The organism is Microcoleus sp. B3-A4 (genome assembly GCF_036705385.1).
Lineage (GTDB): Bacteria > Cyanobacteriota > Cyanobacteriia > Cyanobacteriales > Microcoleaceae > Microcoleus.
The window spans coordinates 86879-104861 of record NZ_JAUBUI010000012.1 but is presented as its reverse complement, the minus strand read 5'-3'; the positions used below and the strand labels follow the sequence as shown (position 1 = coordinate 104861).

General features: G+C 47.2%; 15 protein-coding genes. 5 read left to right on the top strand and 10 right to left on the bottom strand.

The genetic code is table 11. From position 1 onward, the window contains the following. Nucleotides 1-582 precede the first annotated feature (582 nt). Together QUB33_RS08450 and QUB33_RS08445 are read left to right on the top strand one after the other, a co-directional pair. Nucleotides 583-1791 (top strand): hypothetical protein, encoded by a 1209-nt coding sequence (locus QUB33_RS08450; protein WP_333349380.1) that lies wholly within the window; start codon nucleotides 583-585, stop codon nucleotides 1789-1791. After that, nucleotides 1791-3326 carry a Dyp-type peroxidase gene (locus tag QUB33_RS08445; protein ID WP_333349378.1) on the top strand — a complete coding sequence of 512 codons (1536 nt, stop codon included), beginning with the start codon at nucleotides 1791-1793 and terminating at the stop codon, nucleotides 3324-3326. The genes QUB33_RS08450 and QUB33_RS08445 overlap by 1 nt, the downstream gene beginning before the upstream one ends. A 30-nt stretch (nucleotides 3327-3356) precedes the next feature. Here the strand turns inward: QUB33_RS08445 and QUB33_RS08440 are convergent, their stop codons facing one another. The 3 genes from QUB33_RS08440 to QUB33_RS08430 all read right to left on the bottom strand — a co-directional run bounded on the left by QUB33_RS08440 (nucleotide 3357) and on the right by QUB33_RS08430 (nucleotide 6787). After that, on the bottom strand, nucleotides 3357-4265 hold the full coding sequence (locus QUB33_RS08440) for a MoxR family ATPase (protein WP_333349375.1): 909 nt from the start codon (nucleotides 4263-4265) through the stop codon (nucleotides 3357-3359). A 164-nt stretch (nucleotides 4266-4429) separates the two neighbouring features. After that, on the bottom strand, nucleotides 4430-5644 hold the full coding sequence (locus tag QUB33_RS08435; RefSeq protein WP_333349373.1) for a bifunctional riboflavin kinase/FAD synthetase: 1215 nt from the start codon (nucleotides 5642-5644) through the stop codon (nucleotides 4430-4432). Nucleotides 5645-5884: 240 nt separating this feature from the next. Next, nucleotides 5885-6787, bottom strand: a complete 903-nt coding sequence (locus QUB33_RS08430; protein WP_333349371.1) for an MBL fold metallo-hydrolase — start codon at nucleotides 6785-6787, stop codon at nucleotides 5885-5887. 1114 nt (nucleotides 6788-7901) lie between these two features. Here QUB33_RS08430 and QUB33_RS08425 point away from each other — a divergent pair. Then, nucleotides 7902-8834: a hypothetical protein gene (locus QUB33_RS08425; RefSeq protein ID WP_333349369.1), complete on the top strand. Its 933-nt coding sequence runs from the start codon at nucleotides 7902-7904 to the stop codon at nucleotides 8832-8834. Here the strand turns inward: QUB33_RS08425 and QUB33_RS08420 are convergent. Then, on the bottom strand, nucleotides 8802-9416 hold the full coding sequence (locus QUB33_RS08420; RefSeq protein WP_333349367.1) for a hypothetical protein: 615 nt from the start codon (nucleotides 9414-9416) through the stop codon (nucleotides 8802-8804). The genes QUB33_RS08425 and QUB33_RS08420 overlap by 33 nt on opposite strands. Before the next feature lie 529 nt (nucleotides 9417-9945). On the opposite strand from QUB33_RS08420, the gene QUB33_RS08415 reads away from it, so the two are divergent. Continuing rightward, entirely contained in the window at nucleotides 9946-10851 is a 906-nt protein-coding gene (locus QUB33_RS08415) for an alpha/beta fold hydrolase (protein WP_190732971.1), read from the top strand. 335 nt (nucleotides 10852-11186) lie between these two features. Here QUB33_RS08415 and QUB33_RS08410 read toward each other — a convergent pair whose 3' ends face one another. Continuing rightward, entirely contained in the window at nucleotides 11187-11711 is a 525-nt protein-coding gene (locus QUB33_RS08410) for a DUF4330 domain-containing protein (RefSeq protein ID WP_333349363.1), read from the bottom strand. Nucleotides 11712-12084: 373 nt separating this feature from the next. On the opposite strand from QUB33_RS08410, the gene QUB33_RS08405 reads away from it, so the two are divergent. After that, nucleotides 12085-12936 (top strand): M48 family metallopeptidase, encoded by an 852-nt coding sequence (locus QUB33_RS08405; protein ID WP_333349361.1) that lies wholly within the window; start codon nucleotides 12085-12087, stop codon nucleotides 12934-12936. A gap of 177 nt (nucleotides 12937-13113) precedes the next feature. On the opposite strand, the gene QUB33_RS08400 is transcribed toward QUB33_RS08405, so the two are convergent. The 5 genes from QUB33_RS08400 to rfbF all read right to left on the bottom strand — a co-directional run bounded on the left by QUB33_RS08400 (nucleotide 13114) and on the right by rfbF (nucleotide 17948). Further along, nucleotides 13114-13884, bottom strand: a complete 771-nt coding sequence (locus QUB33_RS08400; RefSeq protein WP_333221508.1) for a metallophosphoesterase family protein — start codon at nucleotides 13882-13884, stop codon at nucleotides 13114-13116. Between the two features lie 329 nt (nucleotides 13885-14213). Further along, a complete protein-coding gene (locus QUB33_RS08395; RefSeq protein WP_333349359.1) occupies nucleotides 14214-14960 on the bottom strand; it encodes a DUF1995 family protein in 747 nt (248 codons plus the stop codon). 176 nt (nucleotides 14961-15136) lie between these two features. Further along, nucleotides 15137-15868 carry a cyclase family protein gene (locus QUB33_RS08390; protein ID WP_333349357.1) on the bottom strand — a complete coding sequence of 244 codons (732 nt, stop codon included), beginning with the start codon at nucleotides 15866-15868 and terminating at the stop codon, nucleotides 15137-15139. Between the two features lie 84 nt (nucleotides 15869-15952). Continuing rightward, nucleotides 15953-17017, bottom strand: a complete 1065-nt coding sequence (locus tag QUB33_RS08385) for an acyl-CoA dehydrogenase family protein (protein WP_333349355.1) — start codon at nucleotides 17015-17017, stop codon at nucleotides 15953-15955. Nucleotides 17018-17171: 154 nt separating this feature from the next. After that, nucleotides 17172-17948 carry a glucose-1-phosphate cytidylyltransferase gene (gene rfbF / locus QUB33_RS08380; RefSeq protein WP_333349353.1) on the bottom strand — a complete coding sequence of 259 codons (777 nt, stop codon included), beginning with the start codon at nucleotides 17946-17948 and terminating at the stop codon, nucleotides 17172-17174. Nucleotides 17949-17983: the final 35 nt, after the last annotated feature.

The window sequence follows — 17983 nt, the reverse complement described above, 5'->3', positions numbered from 1 at the left end:
ATGGTTATCAAATGGGAGCGAAAAATCAAAAATAAAGGCAATGCTATTTTATCCGGTTTAGCTGCGTAGCAGCTTACACAGTTTTAGATACTAAATAAGCCATTATTTGAGGAAGTTCCCAACTAATAAAGCACAAGCAATATGATTTCCTTAAATTCTTGGTTGACGACATTGACAAGATTCTAGACCCGTTATCGGTTGTTGGATGACTGGTTAGGCTTGATCGTGTTTTTCAAGCTTTTTTGAGGTTGAGCAGTTCAAAACCTGATCTACTAAGCTTTTTAATTGGCTTGTCACCCCGTCAGGGCAATTATCCAATGAGCGAGTGGGAGTGCTCGGAATGCGACGGCAGGGGGCGATGGACGAGAATTGCTGAATGGGGAGTGAGGCGCGATTCTTTCTGTCCCTCAAATGAGTGACACTCAAAGATGCGACTGGTCGATCGGGTATAGCGTTGCTTAGAATAGCCTCAAGAACAGAGAAAAATCACGAGACTCAGAGCCTATTTATCAGGAGGCTATGTGACAATTCTCACCGCATATAGCTTTTGTCTTATTCAAGGTATCTAAAGGAGCGTTGAAAATGTGGGTATTCGATCCAACCGCAAAATTAACTGATTTTGAGCGTGTTTCTGGGCTGAAAGACTTATGGAGTTCATTCATCAATGAGCAGTATGAAAGCAATCTCTATGGTGATGCGCTAACAGAATTGCAAAGATGGGGACGTTCTGACAGTGATTTGCGCGTATACAATCCAGCATCAATGCCTATTCTGTCCTCTTCAGAACTTAAGAATGTTATTTGGTCAGCACTCCCAACAAGCTTTGATGAGCAATTCAACAACACAGATGAGAAATTTACCTATCTAGATCAACGGCAACGTTTCCCGAGTGACCCATCCGTTATTACCCGAATTCAAGATGAATACTGCGAATGGGTTGTCAAACGTAACACCGACAACAAGATTACAGAAGTTATCTTCACGAGTGAGCCTCCAGAATATTACAATTTCATGTTCTATACTTCACAGGAATCACGCGATCTATTAGTAGATGTCTATCGGGAGATTACTGGAAATCAATCAATCACGATTGATGATTTAGTTGACAGCCGTGGTGAATACGACTGGTACAACAGTTACAACAACGAATTTGCTGTACATATGCAGCAACCGAACAACACGCTTGGCGCCCAGGTGAACATTGTGTCGCGGTCTTGTATTTTGCGAGTTAATGGTCTTGGCAATCCTATTACAGATGCACAAGGACTTATTCGCTGTGGTCGGTATGGTGATGAAGCACGTCAGAGCGATCCGCGTATTGGAGATGCTATCAATAAGTTTTCGAGGGAAAACCGCTTCATTACCATTGAGAACCCAGTTGGATTGTATATGAGTGGTGTTGATTGGAAGGGTTGGGAAACTCCTGATGCAACTCCAGCCGATGAATTCTGGAAAGTGTTACGAGGATCACAGGATGCCGATCCGAACAAATCCTATATTGTTCGTGCTGTGTACTCAGTACCTGAGAGCAAAGGCTACACAGTTTCAGATATCAAGATTGGTGGCGAGCAAATCGAATTTGGTGCCCAGATTGCAGCTCGTATCGATGTGCGTGTCGGAGTTTTGGTAAGTGACGTGCAACAAATTCCGTTGCCGCGAGCGATCGGTTGCACTGGTACACCCCCATTTCCATTACCAACTCCTGTAACTGTAACTCCTTCAATTGCAGTAACTGCGCTTAGTAGTATGTCTAGTCGCATGAACACAAATAGAACACGCGGAGAGATGTAATGCTTGAAGAGCCAGTTTTAGATCTCGACGACATCCAAGGCAATATCCTGCCAGGCTTTAAGAAGGATAGCCAGCACTTCTTGTTCCTTCAAATTGTTGATCCAGAGCCAGCACGACTGTGGCTCAAGTCACTGGCTCCACGACTGTGGACCGCCAGAGAGGTTCTTGCTGCTCACAGTATGTGGAAGGCGATGCGCCTGAAATTAGGGCACGAACCCGACAATCTTGACTTCTTGTTTCTCAACTGTGCAATTTCAGCACAAGGACTTAAGAAGCTCGGTGTACCAGATATTGAAAAGTTCGACGATAAAGCTTTCAAACGAGGACTTGAGGAGAGATCTAGCTCCCTTGGCGATCCTCCTCGGGGTAGTGGTGAACCAGGATCACCAGAAACTTGGATCTTCGGAGCTGGTTCTCGTCGTCCAGATGTACTTCTCATTTTGGCAACTGATAATCTTGATTGGGCGGTGAGAGTTGAAGAGGAACTCATCACTTCAGCGCAACAGCAAGGACTACAGCGAATTCACGTCGATCGAGGTCGAGTACGACCCGGGACACTGGCTGGTCATGAGCACTTCGGTTTCAAGGATGGCATTTCGCATCCAGCAATTAGAGGGCGCAAATCCATTGCACCAGACGATTTTATCGAATCACGAACATTGCCAGAAGATTCAGCATTTGACGATATCTACCGCAGTAGATTTGCTGCACCTGGTCGTCCCCTAGTGTGGCCAGGTCATTTCTTGTTTGGCTATTTGAGACAAAAGAGTGATGAGCCAGAATCGAGCCGTCCAAACTCTGAGCCTTCTGGACCAGCTTGGGCAGTGAATGGTTCATTTTTGGTTTATCGGAGATTATCCCAAGATGTTCAAAGGTTTCGTACCTTTCTTGCTGAAGCATCTGAAACTCTAGGTCAAAATGGTTTTGATTCAGACCTCACTCCAGAACGACTTGGTGCGTTGCTTGTCGGTCGATGGGCATCTGGATGGCCAGTAATGCGCGATCCCAATCTCGATCGTGGAGAACAAGAATTAGGTGAGAACTATTTCACTTTTACTGAAGCAACGACTGTATCGCTACCCAACGATCCATATCCGCTTAACCTACCCGATCCAAATGGACTAATCTGTCCTTTCGCAGCACACATTCGCAAGGTAAACCCGAGGGATGATGCAACAGATATTGGTCCAAAAGAGCGAACTTTTCAGAAGTTACTTCTTCGACGCGGTATTACCTTTGGGCCAGAAATAGAAGATAAACCTCAAGCTGAGAGAGGTCTTTTGTTTGTGGCGTTCCAAACATCAATTGTTGACCAGTTCGAGTTTTTAATGAATGACTGGGTAAATGATGCAAATAAGCCCCATGCTAATAATGGAGGCGTAGATCCGATCATCAGTGCTGCACGTAATACTAAAATTTCTTTGGTAAATGGCACTAACAAATTTGACCTGCAAATTCCGGGTGGGTGGGTAATGGCAACGGGGGGCGAGTATATGTTTGCTCCAGGAATCCGTTTTTTTTCAAATGTCCTGTAAGCTGAAGTTCCCCGCAGGGGGAACTTCAGTTTAAGGAATAGCAACCTCTCGCAACAACTTGTCAACAATTGCCTTAGCCCTCTTTCCCCCCGCCGGAATCAAACGGTGAGACAGTACGTGCGGCGCCACATACTTAACATCATCATCAGTAGCAAAATCCCGGCCCTCCATAAATGCCAAAGCCTGGGACGCCCGGTGCAAAGCCACCGCACCCCGGGGACTCACCCCCAGAGTAATCTCCTCATCTTCGCGCGTCGATCGCACCAAATCTACCATATACTGTTTCAAAGAGCCTTCCACCTTCACAGCAGCGCACAAACGCCGCAATTCCTGCACCTGTTCCAAAGAAATACAAGGCTGCAAATCTTCCACTGCAAAACTATCAGAAAGCCGTTCCAACATTTGCAACTCTTCCACCGCAGCGGGATAGCCCAAAGTCAAAGACAAAGTAAACCGATCCATCTGCGCTTCCGGTAGCGGAAAAGTGCCTTGATATTCGATCGGGTTCTGAGTCGCAATCACAAAAAACGGCGCCGGAACATTTCGAGAAACTCCATCTACTGTCACCTGCTTTTCTTCCATCACTTCCAGCAAAGCTGACTGAGTTCGCGGCGTCGCCCGATTGATTTCATCAGCCAGCAAAACATTAGCAAAAACTGGCCCGGGCAAAAACTCAAACTCTCCGCTGCGCGGATTCCAAATATTAGTACCGGTGATATCCGTCGGCAACAAATCGGGAGTGCACTGAATCCGCTGAAACTTCCCATCGATCGATCGCGCCAAAGACTTCGCCAGCAGCGTTTTTCCCACACCGGGCACGTCTTCCAGCAGCGCGTGTCCCCCCGAAAGCACGGCTACCAGCACCAAGCGAATAGCATCCGCTTTGCCGACCATAGTTTTGCCTAGATTTTGTTTGAGCCGTTCAATATGTTGTCTCATATCCCTGATTGCTAATTGCTAATTGCTAATTGTGGAAAAGATATCAAGATTGCCAAAATCTGGAGTCTTTGCCTCGCGGACTGCGGATTTGTACAACTAGAATTTAGTCTGACTCATCTTGCACCATTTTTAAAACCGATCGCCCGTTCTAGATCACATAATTATTAGACTTTAGCAGTTAATACGCTTCTAGCAATATCGCAATCTGCCTGAATTTGAGTTTTGAGAGCATCCAGAGAAGCGAATTTTTGTTCCGGCCGCAAAAACTCTACCAAACTCGCGCTCAAGGTTTGACCGTACAAATCCCCAGACCAATCTAACAGGTGAACTTCCACAGTGGGTTGCAACCCGTCTACCGTCGGGCGACAGCCAACATTCATCACGCCATTGACAAAAGATAAATTTGATGCTGCGCCGGTAATTAGAGATTTGGGATTTTCCCGCTGATAGGAAGAACTTTCCTCTTTCATCTTTTCCCATCCATGCTTCAGCGAGACTCGCACCGCGTACACGCCAAAACGGGGCAAAAATTTTTCCGGCGGCAGTTCGATATTAGCAGTAGGAAATCCGATCGTCCTGCCCAGCCGCTGTCCCCCAACAACAGTCCCCACCAAACTGTAAGGTCGGCCCAGCAACTGATTCGCTCTTGGGAGGTCGCCGGATGCCAGACCTTCGCGGATTGCAGAACTGCTGATCCGATCGCCCTCACCGCAATTGTGGAGGGGTACAAGAGCAACATCAATACCGTAACCCGACGCGATCGACTGTAAATCCACAGCCGTTCCAGCGCGTCCCCGTCCAAACCGAAAATCAACCCCCACACTAATTCGACTCGCTTTTAGTTGCCGCACCAAAATTTCCTCGACAAACTCACAAGCAGTCAAAGCCGCCAATTCTCGATCGAACGGCAGCAGCACCAGTTGCTCGACGCCCATTGCTTCGAGCAATTCTACCTTTTCTGCCAGAGGCGTCAGCAGTTTTTTCTGTTGACCCGTAAAGAATTCTTGCGGGTGCGGATCGAATGTCACCACAGTGCCGTAAAGCCGATCGACCCCATCAGAATCCCGACCAGAGAGGCTGTTGCCCTCTGCCTTGGGGCCTATCAAACCATCGAAATTATGGCTGCTGCCGGCTCGATCGGGCGGTGCTGCTGAGTCGTTGTAGCAGGTCGCCGGAGGTTCGCTTTCCAAATTTTCATCTCTGCCAGCGTTGGAGCGCAAGTTTGGCCCCGACGCAAAAATCGTCGCAGAATTTTGCTCAGGCGATCGATTTAAAATTGGCTGCACGACTTGTCGATGCCCTAGGTGCAAACCATCAAAGTTTCCCAAGGCAACAGAAGTTGGAGTCAGAGCAGCGGTACAAGAAGAAGTTACCCACACGCTTAAAATTTTGACATACTTAGCCAGATTGCGATCGCCAGTCGATGTTAGATTTTAGATTTTAGATTTTAGAATTGACTCCACAGATAAATCTGGAAGCTTGAACAAGAGTCTAAACTTTTTGGTTTTCCACGACAGGAGTACGTGGCACGGTATCCGTCCTTGAGTGAGGTCAGCCCTCACTTAAATTTCAGATTTCACAGATCGAGATTTCAGAACCATCTGACAAGCTCAAATCCCTCAGACAGACACTTGAGGCGCTTGCACCGACGCTTCAGACAAATCGTTATCAGGAGGCAGCAATTGTAACGACAAACCTTCCCGCGCCATCAAACTATTCGGGAACCTTTGAGCCACTTGTTCTCCCACCCTGTCTAAAAACTCGTCATTGTGCAGCGGGTCGTGGTGAAAAATCACCAACTTTTTGACATTAGCAGCCTTTGCCACCTTCACCGCTTCCTGCCAAGTCGAATGTCCCCAGCCGACCTTGCTGCTCTTCTCCGCATAATACTCCTCATCGGTATAAGTAGCGTCGTAGATCAGCACGTCAGCATCCTGAGCCAAATACACCACATTTTCGTCTAAACGATCGGGAAAATGTTCGGTATCAGTCACGTAAGCAGCCGAATACCCCCGCCAGTTTACCCGGTAGCCTATAGCTTCCCCGGGATGGTTCAACAAAGCTGTTTCCACCTTAATATCTCCGATTTCCAGCGGTTGGCCCACTTCTATATCGTTAAATTTCAGGTCTGCCCCCATAATTTGCAGGGGCACCGGAAAATTGGGGTGCAGCATCTGGTCGTGGAGGCGCTGCTGGATAGTAGCCTTATTAGGAGCAATAGCCCCATAGATGTGAAAACAATTGCCCGGAATAAAAGCTGGGACAAAAAATGGGAATCCTTGAATGTGATCCCAGTGAGAGTGAGTAAAAAACATATGAGCTTTTACGGGCATCTGGGAAAGGAGAGTTTGCCCCAAAACCCGCAATCCAGTACCACCATCGAAAATTAGGCGACTGTCACCCACTCGCATTTCTACACAGGGCGTGTTGCCCCCGTAACGTACTGTTTCTGCCCCGGGAGACGCTATGCTACCTCTAACGCCCCAGAAGTGAACCGTGAATTGGTTTTGCATACTAGACATGGGTTTTCTTGCAAGATTGTTCCGGCGAGTTATCGGTAAGGTGTTTACATATTAGTCAGGGCTTTACCATCAAACCCAAGTTCTTTGACGGTCGAGTTCCCCACTTGTTGGAAGTGCCCAGAGTCTCGCTCATCGCGAGAATGCAAAACTGTTGGGCTTGACAACTGAGCAATAAATTACGAGGTAGACTCATCAAGTCTCGATCGTAACTATTCTTTTCCTCTCTCCACTAGCCTAACCTTCGCAGACACACTTTGGGGCCGCAGTTCTGTATGAGTTTGGTCAAAAGCCGCTGTTTTTCCAGCCTCCGCACTTGCCGAACACGATCGCGCGGTCGGTTGCTGGCCTTACTGCTTTACGGGTTTGAACCCGGATGAGGGCATTCCTGCTATCTAGTCGGGTTGAGCGACCATAATATGCAGGTGGCGGGGCTGTTTTACCCGGATATCTGGCCGATCTTGCCGATCGGGCGTAAAGGCGCCTCTACAATAATGACGGTTAATTTACCCGACTTGAGATGCTCCCGCCATTTAACCCCTGCCCATGAGCATCAGGGACTCCTTTTTACCAGAACCCGGTTGAATTAACTCAACTCCCATTAATTCCAAAATCTTAGCAGTTTAAGAAGGCTTCTGCTATTAATTATCAACCAATACTGTCTGGATTCTCGGCCCGCCCAGAGGCTGCGGTTCCTCCCGCTAGCGGTCAAGCTGAACCCAGCCTCATCTGACACCGGGGTAGCAGCGAGAACCCGGGCCTGGGGGAAAAGGCTAAATTTTCGTCGTGCATTTCTTGGCGGAGGAATTGAATCACTTAAAATTCCCCTATTTTCTGAAATTAAAAAATTTCGGTTTTTTGCCATCATGCCAACTCCGATCGACATTCAGTCTCAAGAGTGATGCAAAAATATTTGCTGTTAACCTGTGGTGCTTTTCTCAAAAATTTTCAATAGCCCTATTTTTGGTAATGATTTCTCGGAATTCGGAGCCGTTGCGGTACTCGCCACGGGTTTAAATTTCCGGTATCATAGAGTCTTAGACTCTTGTTGGCCGAGAATCTAAATCAGTGCTAAAAACGCCTGGATAAATTTAAGTTATTTTTCAAAAAAGTCAGTATGAATCAAGTTAAAAAAACTACCACCAAGCTGAATCGATCGCCTGTGAAAGTGTCCGATCGCACTTTGCAACTCGAATCGCTCCCCTTGAGCGAATTGTCCTTAGAAATGACTGATGGCCAAGCTTTGAGGGAATTTAGTTCGGACGGTCGCCCGCCGGGAACCCCAACAGCCACAGGCCGGACTGCCGAAACAATGCGCCGGAGGGCAGATGACAAGAGCGAGCCGGCCCGCTCGCCTGTGGTTTCTACTGCGTTTCTCAAGTGGCTGCTAGAGAGTTTGACTCGATCGAAAGGTTGGCTGGCAGTTGTCACCCTGGCAGCAGTTTGGGGGTGGTGGAACAGTGAGTTACTGTTTTCCACAGGCCTGGGGATAGCAGCGATGATGCTGGTTTACCGAGGGCAGTCGTGGGACTGGCAATTGCTGCGAGCAAAAGGCGAGCAATTTTGGGAGGGCCCGAACCGCCGATTTGTTTTAGCGGTGGGTACGGGCGGCATTGCTACCTTGGGCGCTTACATGAGTTTGGCGATTTGGGCGGACTCCGAGAGCCACTGGATGGCTTTGAGCGTGATTTTGCAGAATTTGGGCACGTTCGCGATTGCAGGGCTGTTGCTGCGGCAAGGGTTGAGTCGGAGGGCCGCAAAAGATGAAGTGGCGCTCGATCGCATCTTGGCGGATTTGACTGATGCTGACCCCGTGAAGCGTTTAATTGCAGTGCGGCAAATGACCGATTTGGTGAATCGGGGTGGGTTTGGTCCTGTGAGCTCTGTCAAAAGTTCGATCGCCCGTTCCCGCGCTGCCGAGTGCTTTCGCCTGATGCTGAGTCGGGAACCAGAAGCTGTAGTCCGCAATGCCCTTCTCGAAGGTTTGCAGACTTGGGACGCTACTTATGGCTTTGCTCTAAAATCCAAAAATCAAGTCATCGACTATTAGCTGACCGTCAAAAGCGTAAAAAGTAATTTTATGAATATTCGGAGCTTTTACGCGCAAGGGAGCCCTAGGGGCGATCGGAGAATTAGACCCGACCAGATTGGGCGCCGGCATTTCATCCTGAACAATTGCGTTGCCGTCAATGTCACAAGCAGATAAAACAGTTCGTCGCGAACTGGTGACCAGTCCTGACACGCTGCGAACTGGATACTTAAAACTTACTTCTATCAGTCCGCTTTTGGGGGCTCCCATTAACACTGTTGCCCCAGAACCCGTGAAAAATGCTGGGTTTGAAGGTTGGATGGCGACGGCATTGCTAAAAGTCACCCCCCAATGTGCAAACTGGTGTTCTACTACTTCAAAGCATTTCAAGTCTTCTAAAGCTACGCGGACGATCGCCGGTACGGTGGCGCGCGATCGCACCTCTGAGCCTGCGCCTGAGCGTTCTGGAATGGCAACAACAGACTTTTTGCCGTTTAAGTCCATGCTTCGATAGGCTGTATCAAATTCTGCAAACCCGTCAGATTGAAGACTTTTCGCATCAACCATAAAACCCTCGCGATCGCGTTTCCTCAGCAGTTGCATTTTAGTAGACCTCCCTGAGATTAGTTGTTTCTTGTTTTTTGGAATTGATAACGGCGAGGCCCGTGATTGCCAAACCTGCAATTAGGAATCGAAACCCCATCGCCCGCTCTCCAACAAAGACTTTCGACCTCAAAAGCCACTGCTCCGCAAAATATCGTGATTAATGATTTGTGATTGGCGAGCGTCGGCGAACCTGCCTCCTGCCTGAAAGCGAGTTCCAATACTCCTGCTTTCCGAGCGTCTGCTTTCCGGCTTGGCGAACAGACTCTATTTTGGTGAGGGGTCTTACCCATCATTTTGCTATTATCTCCGATCGGCGGTAGTTTGCAAGGCTAAGGATAACTACACAGGCGAATTGCCCAAATCGCAAAACTTACTTGCTGTCTGTAGTTTCACGCTTCACCTGTACTAAAATAGATTTAAATCATTACTCAATCTTTACAAAAACGCCACCAGCTTTGCAAGTTTTTTAAACAAAGACGGGGCGGCTCAAAAGAATCTAAAATATAACAGCGATTGAGGTTAATTTATGCTTGTGCCCCTCGGCTTCGGTCAGCGATCAATAGTTACTTCTCTCGGCAGAATGGTTTACTACACTGCTGAAAAAATGCCTTGGATGGGGTTGCCGACCTCAACTTCGGAAAATCAACCAAACTTAGTATTTTTTCACGGTTTTGGTGGCGGGTCGAGTGCCTACGAATGGTCGAAAGTTTATCCGGCTTTTGCGGCAGAATATCGAATTTTAGCACCTGATTTAATCGGTTGGGGGCGATCGGAACATCCGGCCAGAAATTATCAGGTAGAAGATTATATCACAACTCTGATTGAATTTCTAGAAAAAACTTGCGGCAGTCCGACAGATGTGATTGCTTCTTCGCTGACAGGGGCGATCGCTATTCGAGCGGCGATCGCACGGCCGGATCTCTTTAAATCCCTGATTTTGACCATACCCAGCGGTTTGTCGGACTTCGGACAAGATTACGGCACCAGTTTCTTCGCTAAGCTAGTGGGTACGCCGATTTTAGACAAATTGCTCTACAGTACCGGCATCGCCACAGACGGCGGCATCCGTAACTTCCTAGAACAGCGCCAATTTGCCGATTCCCGCCGCGTTTATCAAGAAATTGTTGATGCTTACCTCGCATCTGCTTTGGAACCAAATGCAGAATATGCCGCCCTGTCTTTTGTGCGGGGAGATTTGTGCTTTGATTTGTCGCTGTACATCACTCAGCTAACAACGCCGACAGCGATTATTTGGGGAGAAAAATCGCAGTTTACCGGGCCCGATATCGGCCAGCGGTTGGCCAACCTCAACCCCGAAGCAATCAAAGTTTTTCAACCTTTGGAAAACGTAGGTTTGACTCCGCAGTTAGAAATTCCCGCTGTCACGATTGGCTTAATTCGGCAATACTTAAAATTGCTTTCCGAAGGGTGAAGAAGTTCGGCAACGGATTTTTTAACGGATGCAAACGGATGTCACGGATAGAGGTTTCAGGTTCGAGGGAAGAAGGAAGATTAATTCCCTACTACCCATAAATGTCAACTTAATCCTAAAGACCGCTGTATCTCTCGTTTATATCCAAGTCTAGATCCCCCTAAATCCCCCTTAATAAGGGGGACTTTGACAATAATCTTGTCCCCCCCTTTCTTAAGGGGGGCTAGGTGGGATCTAGACTCTGCTAGAAGCGAGATTTATCATGAATTTTAGTCTGAATTTGACACCAATAACCACTGACAACTGTCAACTCTCAACTGACAACTGACTACTAATTATTCTTTGACTCGCACGTCGATAACGCTGGCGTTGAAAATGTACTTGTTGCCTTCAAGCTCTAGCGTAGTACCAATTTTGACTTTCGTATTACCTAAAACCGGGCCATTTTCAGTAAGTTGACCTTTTCCCTCTAAGGTAAACATCATATTTTTGCTGAAGGCTTCTTCTTCTCTGGGATCGGGGAGAGCTTTCAGAGTGCCGTTGGGCTGAGGAACTGCTAGGGTTCGGGTGAGAGTTTTGACAGATTTGATGGTAATCTGACCGGAGGGTTGATTGCGGATCACCACATTGATTTTATCGCCTGGTTTGAACAAATCTTGAACGTTTGTTCCTTTGAGACCGATCGCAATTGCATCAAGTTCTACAGGTTTGACACTGGTGCCGACTTGGGCGACGGAACCGCCAGAAGTGCCGGGAAAGAAGAAGATTCCGACTGCAACTAGCAGTACGATTAGAGCGGCACCTACGTCTAGGATGCTGAGTTTGCCGAACAGCCGGCCTTGAGAATCCAAAATTTTCATAAATCGCCTATTATACTGATAGCGACAGGAGTATGTTTACAAGCTCAGGACTTACGCAGACATCGATGAAAAACAGATGCGGCTATTGCTGAGCTACCGCTGGCAATGACATACTTTATTGATGCGTAAGTCCTGAAGCTAAAAGATATTACCACAACGATCGCCCAAAATCCGCATGACTTGGGCACTTAACCCAGAAGGCAGTTGACGGCGGTTGGTTGGCCGACAGGTCGATCGCCCAGAAGCTGGTGGCGCGGTTAAAAATTGACAAAAAGCTAGAATAGCAACTAAGCAGCCTCAAATTACGTCTGCCTATTTAGTGACTTTTCGAGTTTTTCCTCAAATTTTATCTAACTTCTGGCACCTATTACTCATGTTAAAAAGTTTTTGGTTGACTTGCCGGCGTACTTGTGGCCGGGGGATTTATCTGTTTCTGTCCCTGATGGTGGCTGCGGGTATCTGGGTGGTTTCCCCGGAACCGACTCAAGCATTTTCGTTGCCCGAACTGATTTTTCGAGGCATTCAAGTTATTCAATTGTCGAATATGTCCGATCGCCAAGAGGTGGCTATTGGCCAACAAATTAATCAGCAGTTAACGAACAGCGAGTTTAAGATTGACCGGGATCGGGACACTACAGAATATATCAACCGCATCGGTCAACGACTCGCTCAAGAAAGCACTCGCCCGAATATTCCTTATACTTTTCAAGTCATTGACGACGACACGATTAATGCTTTTGCAACTATGGGCGGTTTTGTTTATGTGAATAAAGGCTTGATGGCAGCGGCGGACAATGAGGCAGAATTAGCAAGTGTGATCGCCCACGAAATCGCTCACATTAATGCTCGCCACGCGGTTAAACAAATGCGTCAAATGGCCATAGCTTCAGGTGTAGCTTCCGCCACTGGACTCGATCGATCTCAGGCGGTTCAGATTGGGGTGGAATTGGCTTTGCGGCGCCCCCACAGTCGCCAAGCTGAGTATGAAGCCGATCAGTTGGGATTGCAAACTATGGGGCGAGCAGGCTACGCTCAATCTGGGATGGTTGATTTTATGAAAAAGTTGCTCGACAAACCTTCTCCTCCTAGCATTTTGAGCACTCACCCGGCTACTGGCGATCGTATTGCTGCTATTTCGCAGGCTATAGATCCGGATCTTGCTAGCGGTGAAGGTTTGAATAATGAGGATTACAGGCTAGAAATCCGCAGGCTTTTAGGTTCGTAGCAAATGTAAATCTGTCAGGCACTATCTTATTTTCTCTTCTCTTTTCTTACTTCGCGATCTTCCCGTCTTCGCGGTTCGTTAAAAAATAAATCCAGTTACTAAGGTATGTCAGCACCCAGTTAATTTCGATTTAAGAGCTCGGACTTAAGCTGACATACCCTACAACGAAAACTTGATTTAACACTGCTGTTGAACAACAGAATCGATCGCAGGTTTCGGGGGTGCAATCGGCTGCGGCTTCAATTGCCTGACAACTTCGTCAAACGGCAAAATTCGGACTTGATTGTTAAATACATTTACTTGATAAACTCTGCGGTAGCTGAGGTCAAATCCTGTCAGCCAGCCGCTTTTGGGATGATAAGCACCCGTGTCAATGTCCAACCACCCTTCGCCCCTGACTAATTCGCCCGGTCTGACCCCATGGAAGGTAAAAGTGATCGTGTGACCGGTGATAATTAATTTATTGGGAAAATAGGGTTTCGACATGGTGTGAAATTCCCGGCGAATCCAACAAAGTTGTTCGATCGACTGTTCCTCGATCGACAGATGGGGGTCAACGCCGGCGTGAACTAGCCAGATGTCCCCTAAATCCCGGTGCGTGGGGAGCGATCGCAGCCACTCTAAGTGTTTGTACGGCATCATCCCTGTATCTCTGTAGCTCGCCACTGTCGCATCGCCGCCACTGTAGAGCCAAGATTGCCACGCTCGCATATCCATCGGCGTCCCCGACAAAGCTTCCAGCATCAGTTGTTCGTGATTGCCCAACAGAGTTTGGTAGGGGCTTTGCTGCACAAAATCTAATACCTGAGCGCTTTTGGGGCCACGATCGATTAAGTCTCCCAAAAAATAGACGCGATCGTTCGAGCTGGGGGCAAGTGCCTCTAGCAGGGTCATTAAGCCGTCGTAATGCCCGTGTACGTCCCCGATAACAATGCGCCGATGCTCCATTGTGTTTATCCGCTTCCCTGACTCAAAAGCCCCATCTCTACCTTATAACATCTGATTTTGCTGCTATTTGCCTCTTCTCTTTTACGGTGGAGGGGTGTCACCCATTATACTGCTTTGTATAAAGATTCTGTAAAGCTCGCCAGTACCTGTTTGCCTAGCTACTGATAGAAACAGAGGCAAGCTGTTAATTGTGCTTCTGCAACTGCTGTTAGTGAGGCAAAGCTGTGAGTTATTTCACGCTTTAGGGCGCATCAGCGATTAGGCGACGGATTAAGTCGAAAGTAATCCTAGCTGACACACCCTAAAATACGATCGAGCCTTAACGATTGTCACTGAGTCAAAGCTTTGAGGAATGTCTGGAGTTCTGCCAAAAAACCTTTCTTTTTTACAGGTTTGGCAGGTGTGGTGGAGTCAGGATCGTCGGTTCCGAGAGCTTTGGCTAAAATCCGCTCTAAATCGTCTCCGACTGGTTTTTGGGCGGTTTCAGAAATTAGTTCGTATTCGTTGTTTGTTTCCAGCCACACTTGCCACGATTGGGGGTAGCAGCGGAATAAAGCAGCAGTGTCTAGGGGTCTGATGTAGTAGCAGGATTCAATTTTGCTGAGGAATCGATCGCGCAATTGGCGGCCCGCATAGCCTATACCTATAGTGGCAACATCTTCCAGGCGCGGGTTGAGTAGAATTACTGGGCGACCGGCCGCAGCTATGTAAATTTTTTCGACTTGGGCAACTTCTACGGCTGCTGGATTGATCAAAATGAAAAGTTGATCTTCCGGTGCTATTTTATCTTCAACAGGGCTGCGACTGCTGCCCAAATCACTGACTTTAAACGGTGTTTCTCCCCAGTCGCGGCGCGCGAGGGCTGCCGCACCGGCGTCGGGAAAAAAGACTTTGACTCCGGGGTAGATTTCCTCAAATTCTGGGAGGAATTGTTCGGTGATAGACTGTGCTTGCAGGGCGATTTCGGGAAATACTAATTCGACTTGCAGTAGAGTTTTGCCGTCCGAGAGGGCAGCGGCGGTGGCAATGCGGGATTGGGCGATCGCCTCGTTGAGATCCTTGGGCAGTTCTGTCATTAATCTTATTGTTTTTACTCGACTTCTCTCTATCTAATTTTACCTGAAATATTGCACCATTCTCAATTACCTATTTAGGAACAGGCAAGATGCCTGTTCCACAAGAAAACTCACTCTTTGGGGAACAGGCATCTTGCCTGTTCTTGAGCATGGTGCAAGATGTAATCTTTACCGTCTCAAGCAACAAAAGCTAACACCGACACGGGCGAACCGGAACCTCCCAAAAGGCGCAATATTCCGATAACTAAAGTGATTTCAGCCGCAGGTAACAAGTCGAGATTTGCTAGATTTTCCAGGACTATCCGCTGCTTTTCCAATACCAATTTGTTAACCGCAAAACTTTCATCTCGCCCGGTATCGACTCCGTGGGTGTCGGTTCCAATTCCCGCTATCGAGCGTTCTCCTAGCAAAAATTGAGTGGCTGCTTTGCCAAATCCGGGAAAGTGGCAAATTCCGCGATCGTCTCGGTTAAAAAATGCTCCCTGATTCTCCCATTTTTCTTGCCAGCCAGTATACAATAAAACTAGATTTCCCGGTTCTATAAGTTTGTGCTGGCGTTCCCAAGTCAATATATCATCAATTGTTAAAGTGTAGTCGGGATTGGCAAGACTTTGCTCTCGGATGTCGATCGCAATTGCAGGGGAAACTAGCGACTGCGGGGAATAACTATCAATACTGGCGCCTCCTGCATAAAAGCTGTTGGGTGCGTTGATGTGAGTGCCGCTGTGTTCTCCCATTGAAAATTTTCGCAGGAAATACCCGTCTGTTTCTATTTGAGATACTGTGGCAATTTCTGGGGGTGGATCTCCTGGCCAGATGGGAATGTTGGGATGAATTGCATGGGTTAAGTCTATAATTTGGCTGTAGGCGATCGTTTTTAAGTTATTTGAGTTGAAATTGTTTGTCATCAGGTTAAATATATCTATTATTTATTAAACACAGTTGAGTTTTTGACCTTCGGGGAACTCAATATAAAATCTAAAATCTAAAATTTAAAATTCGATTAGTCGATCGAGCGTTGCTTCCATCACATCCTTTGTTTGCCCGGAAACAGTATACACCAAAGCTTCTCGATAAACTCTCCCGGCTGGGTGTACCACACCGTTAGCAGCACCGCTAGAAACTGCAACCGCAGCGTGCCCGCAACGCACCGCTAAATCAATGGCTTGAGCTCGCAGCGCTAATTGTTCTGCTTTCGAGCTATGTTGAGATTGTGGGAAATTCTGTTTTAGCCGATCGAGCTTTTGCTCTAGTTTTTGGCAAGCCGCCATTATAAAAGGTGAATTCTTAGCAGCCGCCGCTGCTGCAATTACATCCAATCCCGCTCGAATACAGCCAAAAGTACCCGGAACAAAATTCAGTATATTTTTGGTGTCGTTTTCCGAAATCCAGCCGACAGGTTTAACTGAAATTATTTCCGATTCATGCAGCAACCAATTATCGAGAGTTGCTGTCACAGTATTAGTGGAGTTCATGGCGATTAACTGCATGATTTCGCTACAAGCTATTTTACCCGATTCGCGTTCAATATTGGCAAAAGGCACTAAACCGAAAACAGCGCGTTCGTCAGGAATTACCGCCGCTACAATAAACTTTTGAAATAAGCCAAAACCTGTTACCCAAGGAACTTTTCCTGACAGTAAATAGCCCGCTTTTGTGGGAGTTGCGGTGACTGCCGGATTGCCCGATCGCCTTAAATGCGAAAACCCAATACCCAAGCGTAGCTCTTTTTGGGCGATCGCGGGCAAGTATCTGCTTTTTAGCATTTCATTGTCGCTGTTGGCAATCATCGCAGTTGCGCTGTGGTGCTGAGTTTGCAGGAAAGACAAAGCGCCGGAATATCGAGCCGTCAATTCCTGATATTGGTAAAAAATCTCCAGTGCAACTTCGGCACCACCCCATTTTTTGGGAACTCGCAATGCTAAGAGCGATCGAGCTTCCAATTCAGCAACTGCGGTTTTCAGCGCTTCCGAGTCGCTGTCGATAATTTCCGCGTGAGGTGCAACGCACTTTTGTAGGTAAGTTTCTGTGCTGTTGAGAATATCTTGGGAATCCATTTTTTATAATTATTTTATAGCAGAGGTAGGGACACGGCACTGCCGTGTCCCTACTACTCCGTCGCTCGCGGGGTGTACTTAATAAACGTAGAATCTGCCTTATTTTTCTTCAAATTATTGTGGAGCGAGCCTAAAAGCCCGCTCCCAAACTAACTCATTTCCACACTTTCCAAGGAGCCTTGCCTTCATCCCAAAGTTCGTTTAAATACTTGTATTCTCGAAAAGTATCCATCGCAAAGAAGAACCCATCATGACGGTAAGCCATCAACTGTCCGTCTGCAGCCAAACGCTGCATCGGCTCTTGTTCTAAAATACAATCATCTCCCCCCAAATACTCAAATACCCGGCGGTTAAATATCATATATCCAACACTGATCCAGCCGTCGATTTGAGGTTTTTCAGTAAATTGAACTACGCGGCTATCGCTGTCTACCTCCAAAATTCCAAAGCGAGAAATCGGGCGAAATGTAGTGACAGTTGCCAGCTTCCCGTGAGACTTGTGAAAATCCATCAAGGCGTCAATATCGACATCAGCTACTCCATCGCCGTATGTCACCATGAAATTCTCGCGATCGATATATTTTTCTATCCGTTTGACCCGGCCTCCTGTCATGCTTGATGCACCAGTTTCAGCCAGTGTCACTTTAAAATCTTGTTCGAGATGTTCCTCGTGATAAGTGATGATATTTTGGCGTCCCAGACAGATAGTAAAGTCATTGTTCATGGCTTCATAATTAAGGAAATATTCTTTAATCATGTTGCCGCGATACCCCAAGCACACAATAAAGTTTTGGAAACCGTAGTGTGCATAGATTTTCATGATGTGCCAAATAATCGGATGCCCCCCCACCTCAACTAAGGGTTTGGGACGAAATTCTGTTTCTTCTCTGAGACGAGTACCGAGACCGCCAGCTAGGATCACTACTTGCATTTTGTCACATTTTTAAAGATGATAAATTAATTTAT

Bases quoted from the DNA above. Each gene is read 5' to 3' on its own strand.
- QUB33_RS08450 (WP_333349380.1), top strand. From the start codon at position 583: ATGTGGGTATTCGATCCAACCGCAAAATTAACTGATTTTGAGCGTGTT.
- QUB33_RS08445 (WP_333349378.1), top strand. From the start codon at position 1,791: ATGCTTGAAGAGCCAGTTTTAGATCTCGACGACATCCAAGGCAATATC.
- QUB33_RS08440 (WP_333349375.1), bottom strand. From the start codon at position 4,265: ATGAGACAACATATTGAACGGCTCAAACAAAATCTAGGCAAAACTATG.
- QUB33_RS08430 (WP_333349371.1), bottom strand. From the start codon at position 6,787: ATGTCTAGTATGCAAAACCAATTCACGGTTCACTTCTGGGGCGTTAGA.
- QUB33_RS08425 (WP_333349369.1), top strand. From the start codon at position 7,902: ATGAATCAAGTTAAAAAAACTACCACCAAGCTGAATCGATCGCCTGTG.
- QUB33_RS08420 (WP_333349367.1), bottom strand. From the start codon at position 9,416: ATGCAACTGCTGAGGAAACGCGATCGCGAGGGTTTTATGGTTGATGCG.
- QUB33_RS08415 (WP_190732971.1), top strand. From the start codon at position 9,946: ATGCTTGTGCCCCTCGGCTTCGGTCAGCGATCAATAGTTACTTCTCTC.
- QUB33_RS08410 (WP_333349363.1), bottom strand. From the start codon at position 11,711: ATGAAAATTTTGGATTCTCAAGGCCGGCTGTTCGGCAAACTCAGCATC.
- QUB33_RS08405 (WP_333349361.1), top strand. From the start codon at position 12,085: ATGTTAAAAAGTTTTTGGTTGACTTGCCGGCGTACTTGTGGCCGGGGG.
- QUB33_RS08400 (WP_333221508.1), bottom strand. From the start codon at position 13,884: ATGGAGCATCGGCGCATTGTTATCGGGGACGTACACGGGCATTACGAC.
- QUB33_RS08395 (WP_333349359.1), bottom strand. From the start codon at position 14,960: ATGACAGAACTGCCCAAGGATCTCAACGAGGCGATCGCCCAATCCCGC.
- QUB33_RS08390 (WP_333349357.1), bottom strand. From the start codon at position 15,868: ATGACAAACAATTTCAACTCAAATAACTTAAAAACGATCGCCTACAGC.
- QUB33_RS08385 (WP_333349355.1), bottom strand. From the start codon at position 17,017: ATGGATTCCCAAGATATTCTCAACAGCACAGAAACTTACCTACAAAAG.
- rfbF (WP_333349353.1), bottom strand. From the start codon at position 17,948: ATGCAAGTAGTGATCCTAGCTGGCGGTCTCGGTACTCGTCTCAGAGAA.